This window comes from Enterobacter sp. K16B, from assembly GCF_020216105.1.
Classification (GTDB): domain Bacteria; phylum Pseudomonadota; class Gammaproteobacteria; order Enterobacterales; family Enterobacteriaceae; genus Enterobacter; species Enterobacter sichuanensis.
Genome location: NZ_JAIWJZ010000015.1, coordinates 1 through 7,659, shown reverse-complemented (window position 1 = coordinate 7,659; position 7,659 = coordinate 1). Strand labels below are relative to the sequence as shown.

Annotated in this window: 9 protein-coding genes; 8 read left to right on the top strand and 1 reads right to left on the bottom strand. The window is 56.8% G+C overall.

Annotated elements, in window-relative coordinates; all coding sequences use genetic code 11:
• Nucleotides 1-1,525 (bottom strand): dynamin family protein (locus tag LDK53_RS04175; protein WP_225284653.1); only part of this gene is annotated, 1,525 nt, incomplete at its 3' end.
• Nucleotides 1,526-2,120: 595 nt separating this feature from the next.
• On the opposite strand from LDK53_RS04175, the gene LDK53_RS04170 reads away from it, so the two are divergent.
• The 8 genes from LDK53_RS04170 to phnH form a co-directional block, all read left to right on the top strand.
• Complete coding sequence (locus tag LDK53_RS04170) at nucleotides 2,121-2,456, top strand: zinc ribbon domain-containing protein YjdM (RefSeq protein WP_047957574.1); 336 nt, start codon at nucleotides 2,121-2,123, stop codon at nucleotides 2,454-2,456.
• Nucleotides 2,457-2,578: 122 nt separating this feature from the next.
• On the top strand, nucleotides 2,579-3,022 hold the full coding sequence (yjdN, locus tag LDK53_RS04165; protein ID WP_025757900.1) for a VOC family metalloprotein YjdN: 444 nt from the start codon (nucleotides 2,579-2,581) through the stop codon (nucleotides 3,020-3,022).
• A gap of 173 nt (nucleotides 3,023-3,195) precedes the next feature.
• Nucleotides 3,196-3,984, top strand: coding sequence for a phosphonate ABC transporter ATP-binding protein (gene phnC / locus LDK53_RS04160; protein WP_059386378.1), 789 nt, complete (start codon nucleotides 3,196-3,198; stop codon nucleotides 3,982-3,984).
• Nucleotides 3,985-4,008: 24 nt separating this feature from the next.
• Entirely contained in the window at nucleotides 4,009-5,025 is a 1,017-nt protein-coding gene (gene phnD / locus LDK53_RS04155) for a phosphonate ABC transporter substrate-binding protein (protein WP_047957571.1), read from the top strand.
• 102 nt (nucleotides 5,026-5,127) lie between these two features.
• Nucleotides 5,128-5,907, top strand: a complete 780-nt coding sequence (gene phnE / locus LDK53_RS04150) for a phosphonate ABC transporter, permease protein PhnE (protein ID WP_225284651.1) — start codon at nucleotides 5,128-5,130, stop codon at nucleotides 5,905-5,907.
• Nucleotides 5,908-5,927: 20 nt separating this feature from the next.
• A complete protein-coding gene (gene phnF / locus LDK53_RS04145; protein ID WP_225284650.1) occupies nucleotides 5,928-6,653 on the top strand; it encodes a phosphonate metabolism transcriptional regulator PhnF in 726 nt (241 codons plus the stop codon).
• Nucleotides 6,654-7,106: a phosphonate C-P lyase system protein PhnG gene (gene phnG / locus LDK53_RS04140; RefSeq protein WP_025757894.1), complete on the top strand. Its 453-nt coding sequence runs from the start codon at nucleotides 6,654-6,656 to the stop codon at nucleotides 7,104-7,106.
• A partial coding sequence (gene phnH, locus LDK53_RS04135; protein ID WP_225284649.1) for a phosphonate C-P lyase system protein PhnH occupies nucleotides 7,103-7,659 on the top strand: 557 nt, incomplete at its 3' end. The genes phnG and phnH, both read left to right, overlap by 4 nt.

The following is a 7,659-nucleotide window of genomic DNA, read 5'->3' as shown; positions in this document are numbered from 1 at the left end:
CCTGATGCAGCGCCGTTTTTTGCGACACCATAAAGTCCGCGGAAGCGTTCAGTGCCTGCTCAACCTCATGTTTCACCTCATCGCTCACCACGCGCTGACGCGTCTGCAGAAGCGCCATGTCCTCCTCCAGACGTGCGATATTGAGTTCCAGCGCCTCAAAGGCTACCGTCAGCCCCTGATAGCGGAAGTCGAGATACTCCCGGGCATTTTGGGCGTAGTTGAGCAACTTATGCGAGGCCGAACGCAGAGCGAATAGCGAGGCATTAGCATAGGCGGCGTAAATCAGCTTGCGGATCGGTTGTTCAAAGAGCGAATCTTCCCAGAGCAAATCGGCAGAATGACGAACATGATCAATATCGTCCAGGTCCGCCGTGCGCCAGCGACGTCCCAGCGCCGCTTCGGCAAAATCCTGCACCCACGGTTGCTCCTGATGATCCGGCAGTTGCCCGTGCGTATTCATCTCGTAGCGAGCGCGGTTCGCCAGATACGCCCACATGGACGAAACGGGGTAGATTTGGCCGGGCGAAATATTGCCTTTCATTAAGGTACCGGAGATCATCGCCCGGACCTGTTCTTCATCGTCGCTGTTACGATCTTTCTGATCGAATTTATTGACCAGCGCATACAGCGGCACGGATTTACCCGCCGCGGAAATCGCCTGACGGACCTCTTCATCTGATATGGATTTAAGCTGGGTATAATCCATCACCGCCAGCACCGCCGACGCGCGGGACAACTGTTCGCTGAGCATTTTTTGCAGATGCGGTTGTCCGGCCTCATTAGGCCCGGGCGTGTCGAGCAGCGTCAGTTGCCCGAGATGTGCATCCAGCCCCGCGAGATGCACGAACTCCACTTCAATTACCGGGATATGTTCGATAGCCGCATATTCAGAGAACGGAAATTCGACCCCTAACGCCTGGGAGAGCCTCACCAGATCGTTAAGGCTTTTCAGACAATGGAAGATCGGCTGTGCCCCCAGGTGATGCTTCTCAAAGGCTTCCCCTTTTTCAATACGCTCCAGCAGCGTATTCATGTCTTTATCAATTTCCAGACGCTGGGCCAGCTTCGCGCGATCGTAATCGCCAAGCTTTTTCTGCAGCAGTTGGATCAGTTCATCGATGGGCGAGGCGTGTGAGAAATGCAGCACCGGCTCCTTCTGACCCGGCGTATGGCGAATCAACGTCGGAAGCGCCGTCATGGGACGATTGCGGTTAGGCAACACTTCGGTACCCACAATCGCATTAATGGTGGTCGATTTGCCCGCTTTCATGGTGCCGACAATCGCCAGGACCATTTCCAGCCGGGTTATTTTTCGTAATTCATTATTCAGCATCGCCTGCTGCGCATCGACACCGCGCGCACTAAAATGCAAAGGTAAAACGTTGTTCTTTTCACCCGTGATGGCAGCCGTTGTGCTTTCCAGCATCGCAGTCGGCATTGATTTCAACGTATCAAGATTTTGCAGAGCAAGCTGTAACAAACGCTCAGCTTCCTGGCTTAATTCAAAAATGGTCTGTGTGTGCATGATAAAAGCCTTTCCTTAACGCAAATTTATTACTTTTATTAAGCCACTGGTTTTAATTATGTTGTTCAGGCTTATATGATTACGTGTGGAAAACATGTTCGCCGAAATATAACTGATTGAAGATAATCAGGAATAATTCACTATCCTTGCATGGCGTGTAGAACTCTTCTCCAGGCCTGATAGCCAAAAGAAAAAAGCGTAGCCCATTTTTAAGAAACTTCAGGATATATCACCATTATTTACCCACCTAAAAAGAGAGGTAATGTTCTACAGCCATAAGATATGTATGGCAGCAAAGTCCGGAGATAAATAACAATGTGTTGCTTCACCTTATCCGAAATGGAGGTGCGTAGCAATTTGCTGCAATAAAATATTCGATATATTTCGCGCCATTTCTTCCCAACGTGTTAATGACGTCAGCATCGCTTAACTGACTGACATAAAGTGTCACTCCCGACACGCTTGTGGCATTTTTTTAATTCACAATATCACCGACAACCGTGTGGATTTGCGTTATACTTGCCGCCTTTTTCGGCACGCTGCCGTCATTTTGCTGGCACTTTCCAGCGCGTTTACACTTTCTGAGGATACCGATATGCAACTCCCACACTGCCCGAAATGCAATTCTGAATACACCTATGAAGATAATGGCATGTACATCTGCCCGGAATGCGCGCACGAATGGAATGATGCCGAGCCAGCACAGGACGCCGATGCGCTTGTTGTAAAAGATGCGAACGGCAATCTGCTGGCGGACGGCGACAGTGTGACCGTCATTAAAGATCTGAAGGTTAAAGGCAGCTCCTCCATGCTGAAGATCGGCACCAAAGTGAAGAATATCCGTCTGGTTGAAGGCGATCACAATATCGACTGTAAAATTGACGGTTTTGGCCCGATGAAACTGAAATCGGAGTTTGTGAAAAAGAACTGATTTTCACCTCCAGGCCCGGTAAGCGCAGCGCCACCGGGCGCTGTTGCCGGCTGCGCTACGCTTATCCGGCCTACAAAAAAAGAACTAAACTTAATGGGCTTTTCTTACGTGAGGTAAAGATTATGCCGTTAAGTCCCTACATCTCTTTCGCCGGCAACTGTGCAGAGGCCACTGCCTTTTATCAGCAAGCCGTCGGCGCGGAGCTCCTCTACAAGATCACTTTCGGCGAAATGCCAAAAAGCGATAACAGCGAAGAAGGTTGCCCGTCCGGTATGCAATTTCCGGATTCGGCTATCGCCCACTCCAACGTCCGCATTGCGGGCAGCGATATCATGATGAGCGACGGGATGCCGCCCGGCAGCAACGCGCAATATGCCGGTTTTACGCTGGTTCTCGACACCCAGGACGTCAATGAAGGCAAACGCTGGTTCGACAACCTTGCCGCAGGCGGCAATGTCGAGATGCCCTGGCAGGAAACCTTCTGGGCTCACGGTTTCGGTAAAGTCACCGACAAATACGGCGTGCCGTGGATGATTAACGTCGTGAAACAACACCAAACGTCGTAGGCCGGATAAGCGCAGCGCAGCCGGCAACAGCGCCCGGTGGCGCTGCGCTGACCGGGCCTACAGTGACTGTCATCGCTTTCACTTCAACTCTTCAAACTCCCGCAACCTGCACTTAACCCAAATGTCACATTGATGCGCCAGCATGAGGCCACATTTATCGTGAGGCCCAGCACATGCAAACCGTCATCCGCGTCGAGAAACTGAGCAAGACCTTCAATCACAACAAGGCTCTGCACGCCGTTGATCTCACCGTCCGGCAGGGCGAGATGGTGGCGCTGCTGGGGCCATCCGGTTCAGGTAAATCCACCCTTCTGCGCCATTTGAGTGGGCTTATTACCGGCGATAACACGCCGGAAAGCCACGTCGAGCTGCTGGGTAATACCGTACAGCGCGCTGGTCGTCTGGCGAGCGATATCCGCAAGAGCCGCGCCCGGACCGGCTACATCTTCCAGCAGTTCAATCTGGTGAACCGCCTGACGGTGCTGGAGAACGTGCTGACTGGCGCGCTCGGCAGCACCCCGTTCTGGCGCACCTGTCTGCGCTGGTTCTCTCCGTCCCAGAAGCAGGAAGCCTTACAGGCGCTAACCCGCGTCGGCATGGCGCATTTCGCCCACCAGCGCGTCTCCACCCTGTCCGGTGGACAACAGCAGCGCGTCGCCATCGCCCGCGCCCTGATGCAGAAAGCGCACATCATTCTCGCTGACGAACCCATCGCCTCGCTGGACCCGGAGTCCGCCCGCATCGTGATGGAGACCCTGTACGACATTAACCAGAACGACGGCATCACCGTGGTGGTCACGCTGCATCAGGTGGATTACGCCCTGCGCTACTGCCAACGCATCGTCGCCCTGCGTCAGGGACACGTGTTCTTTGATGGCGCGAGCCATCAGTTTGATAACGACCGTTTTGACCATCTCTACCGCAGCATGAACCGCGTCGAAGAGAACGCGCAGGCTGCTTAATTAAACCCGATCCGAGGAAAGTACATGAGCTACAAAGCCGTTGCCGCGCTGGCCTTTACCAGCATGTTCAGCATCAGCACCCTGTTAAGCCCAGCGTATGCACAGGAGCAGGAAAAAGAGCTGAACTTCGGCATTATTTCGACGGAATCACAGCAGAACCTGAAACCTCAGTGGGAACCGTTCCTGAAAGATATGGAAACCAAACTGGGGATCAAAGTGAACGCCTTCTTCGCCCCGGACTACGCGGGCATCATCCAGGGGATGCGTTTTAACAAAGTGGACATCGCCTGGTACGGCAACCTCTCCGCCATGGAAGCGGTGGATCGCGCCAACGGTCAGGTCTTTGCCCAGACCGTCGCGGCAGATGGCTCCCCGGGCTACTGGAGCGTGCTGATCGTGAACAAAGACAGCCCAATCAACAACCTTAACGACATGCTTGCCAAACGCAAAGAGCTGACCTTTGGCAATGGCGATCCCAACTCCACCTCAGGCTACCTTGTCCCTGGCTACTACGTCTTCGCCAAAAACAACGCCTCCGCCAGCGACTTCAAACGCACGGTAAACGCCAGCCATGAAACCAACGCCCTGGCCGTGGCCAACAAGCAGGTGGATGTCGCGACCAACAACACCGAGAACCTCGACAAACTGAAGACCTCAGCACCGGACAAGCTGAAAGAGATCAAGGTTATCTGGAAATCACCGCTCATCCCCGGCGACCCGATTGTCTGGCGTAAAAACCTGTCTGAAAGCACCAAGGACAAGGTGTACGACTTCTTCATGACCTACGGCAAAACGCCGGAAGAGAAAGCGGTTCTGACGCGTCTGGGCTGGGCACCGTTCCGCCCGTCCAGCGACCTGCAGCTGGTCCCGATTCGCCAGCTGGCGCTGTTTAAAGAGATGCAGGGCGTGAAGGATAACAAGGGGCTGAAGGACGAGGAGAAGACCAGCAAAGTGGCTGCGATTCAGGCCCAGCTGGAAGACCTGGACCGCCTGACCGCCGCGCTCGGCGCGATGACCAGCGTGAATAAAGCGGTGCAGTAACGCTTTTCGCCCGGTGGCGCTGCGCTTACCGGGCCTACTTTTTGGATCGTAGACCGGATAAGCGTAGCGCCATCCGGCACACAAAGACCTGCGGAGTAACACATGCAAACCATCACCCTCCCACCGCCGAAGCGCAGCTGGTTCTCACTGATAAGCTGGGCCATCCTGCTGGCGGTGCTGGTTATCTCCTGGAAGGGCGCGGAAATGGACCCGCTGCTGCTCTTCAAAGACGCGGGCAATATGGCGACCTTCGCCGCCGATTTCTTCCCGCCGGACTTCAGCCAGTGGCAGGACTACCTCAGCGAAATGGCGGTCACCCTGCAAATTGCCGTCTGGGGCACCGCCCTGGCCGTCATTCTTTCCATTCCCTTTGGCCTGATGAGCGCCGAGAACATCGTGCCGTGGTGGGTCTACCAGCCCATGCGTCGCCTGATGGACGCCTGTCGCGCCATCAACGAGATGGTCTTCGCAATGCTGTTCGTGGTCGCCGTCGGTCTGGGGCCGTTCGCGGGCGTGATGGCGCTGTTCATCCACACCACCGGCGTGCTCTCCAAGCTGCTTTCTGAGGCGGTCGAAGCCATCGAGCCCGGTCCGGTGGAAGGTATCCGCGCGACCGGTGCCAACAAAATCGAAGAGATCCTCTACGGCGTCCTGCCGCAGGTGATGCCGCTGTTGATCTCCTACTCCCTGTACCGGTTTGAGTCCAACGTCCGCTCCGCCACCGTCGTCGGCATGGTCGGCGCAGGCGGGATTGGCGTCACCCTGTGGGAAGCGATTCGCGGTTTCCAGTTCCAGCAAACCTGCGCCCTGATGGTGTTTATCATCGTCACCGTCAGCCTGCTGGATTTCCTCTCTCAACGTTTGCGTAAGCACTTTATCTGAGAAGCGAGGCGTTGTTTTTTATGCACTTATCCAGACATCCGACCAGTTACCCCACCCGCTGGCAAGAGATTGCGGCAAAGCTCGAAGTGGAGCTGCGCACGCATTACCGCTGCGGAGACTATCTGCCTGCGGAACAGCAGCTTGCCGACCGCTATGAAGTAAACCGCCACACCCTGCGCCGCGCCATTGATCAACTGGTTGAGCGCGGCTGGGTCCAGCGCCGTCAGGGCATCGGCGTGCTGGTGCTGATGCGCCCGTTCGACTACCCGCTAAACGCCCAGGCGCGCTTTAGCCAGAACCTGCTGGACCAGGGCAGCCACCCGACCAGTGAAAAACTGCTCTCGGTATTGCGTCCGGCCTCCAGCCACGTGGCGGACGCGCTGGGGATTCAGGAGGGCGATAACGTTATCCACCTGCGCACCTTGCGCCGGGTTAACGGCGTCGCGGTCTGCCAGATAGATCACTACTTCGCGGACCTCGCCCTCTGGCCAGTGCTGCAACATTTCACCAGCGGCTCACTGCATGACTTTCTGCAGGAAGCGGCAGGCATCGCGCTGAAACGCACCCAGACGCGCATCAGCGCCCGTCGGGCACAGGCGAAAGAGAGCAAGGTGCTGGAGATCCCAAATATGGCCCCGCTGCTCTGTGTGCGCACCCTCAACCATCGCGACGGTGAGATCAACGCAACGGAATACTCCGTCAGCCTGACCCGCGCCGACATGATCGAATTCACCATGGAGCACTGAATGCACTTCGACACTGCCACCCGACAGCGCTGGATGCGCGTACTTGCCCAGAGTCAGCCCACCGCGCTGGCTGCCCGCATGCACGCCCTTAGCCTGGCGCCTGAATACGACATCCTCCGCGCCCCGGAGATCGGCCTCGTTCAGATCCAGGCGCGGATGGGCGGTACCGGCGAGCGCTTCTTCGCCGGGGATGCCACCCTCACCCGCGCCGCGATCCGCCTGAACAGCGGCACGCTGGGGTACAGCTACGTGCTGGGGCGCGATAAAGCGCACGCCGAGCGCTGCGCGGTGATCGATGCGCTTTTACAGGAACAACCGCATTTCCAGACCCTGATGGAAACCCTTATTGCCCCGCTGGAGGCTGACCGCGCCGCACGCATTGCCGCGCGTCAGGCCGAAGTGAATACCAGCCGGGTCGACTTCTTTACGCTCGTTCGCGGAGACAACGCATGACGCTTCAACCTGCTTTTACCCTGGCCGTCCAGGATGCCCAACACAGTTTTCGTCGCCTGCTGAAAGCCATGAGCGAGCCGGGTGTGATCGTCTCGCTGCATCAGCTCTCTCAGGGCTGGCTGCCGTTAAACCTGGCGACCACCAGCGTGCTGCTGACGCTTGCCGACAACGATACCCCGGTGTGGCTCTCAGGCGTCCTGTCCAACGACATCGCCAGCCAGAACCTGCGTTTTCACACCAGCGCCCCGCTGGTTGAACAGCCGCGCCAGGCGGTCTTTGCCGTGGCCGACGAGCAAATCAGCCACGAACAGCTCAATGACCTGAGTGAAGGCAGCGCGGTGGCCCCGGAGACCAGCGCCACCCTGATCTTGCAGGTCTCCAGCCTGAGCGGCGGGCGCATGCTGCGCCTGACCGGCGCAGGCATCGCGGAAGAACGCATGGTCGCGCCGCAGCTGCCGGAGTGCATTATTCATGAGCTGACCGAGCGCCCGCACCCGTTCCCGCTGGGTATTGATCTGATACTGACCTGCGGCGAGCGCCTGCTGGCGATCCC

Excerpts from the sequence above, each read along its gene's own strand:
- phnG (WP_025757894.1), top strand. The coding sequence starts at position 6,654 with ATGCACTTCGACACTGCCACCCGACAGCGCTGGATGCGCGTACTTGCC.
- phnE (WP_225284651.1), top strand. The coding sequence starts at position 5,128 with ATGCAAACCATCACCCTCCCACCGCCGAAGCGCAGCTGGTTCTCACTG.
- phnF (WP_225284650.1), top strand. The coding sequence starts at position 5,928 with ATGCACTTATCCAGACATCCGACCAGTTACCCCACCCGCTGGCAAGAG.
- phnC (WP_059386378.1), top strand. The coding sequence starts at position 3,196 with ATGCAAACCGTCATCCGCGTCGAGAAACTGAGCAAGACCTTCAATCAC.
- phnD (WP_047957571.1), top strand. The coding sequence starts at position 4,009 with ATGAGCTACAAAGCCGTTGCCGCGCTGGCCTTTACCAGCATGTTCAGC.
- LDK53_RS04170 (WP_047957574.1), top strand. The coding sequence starts at position 2,121 with ATGCAACTCCCACACTGCCCGAAATGCAATTCTGAATACACCTATGAA.
- yjdN (WP_025757900.1), top strand. The coding sequence starts at position 2,579 with ATGCCGTTAAGTCCCTACATCTCTTTCGCCGGCAACTGTGCAGAGGCC.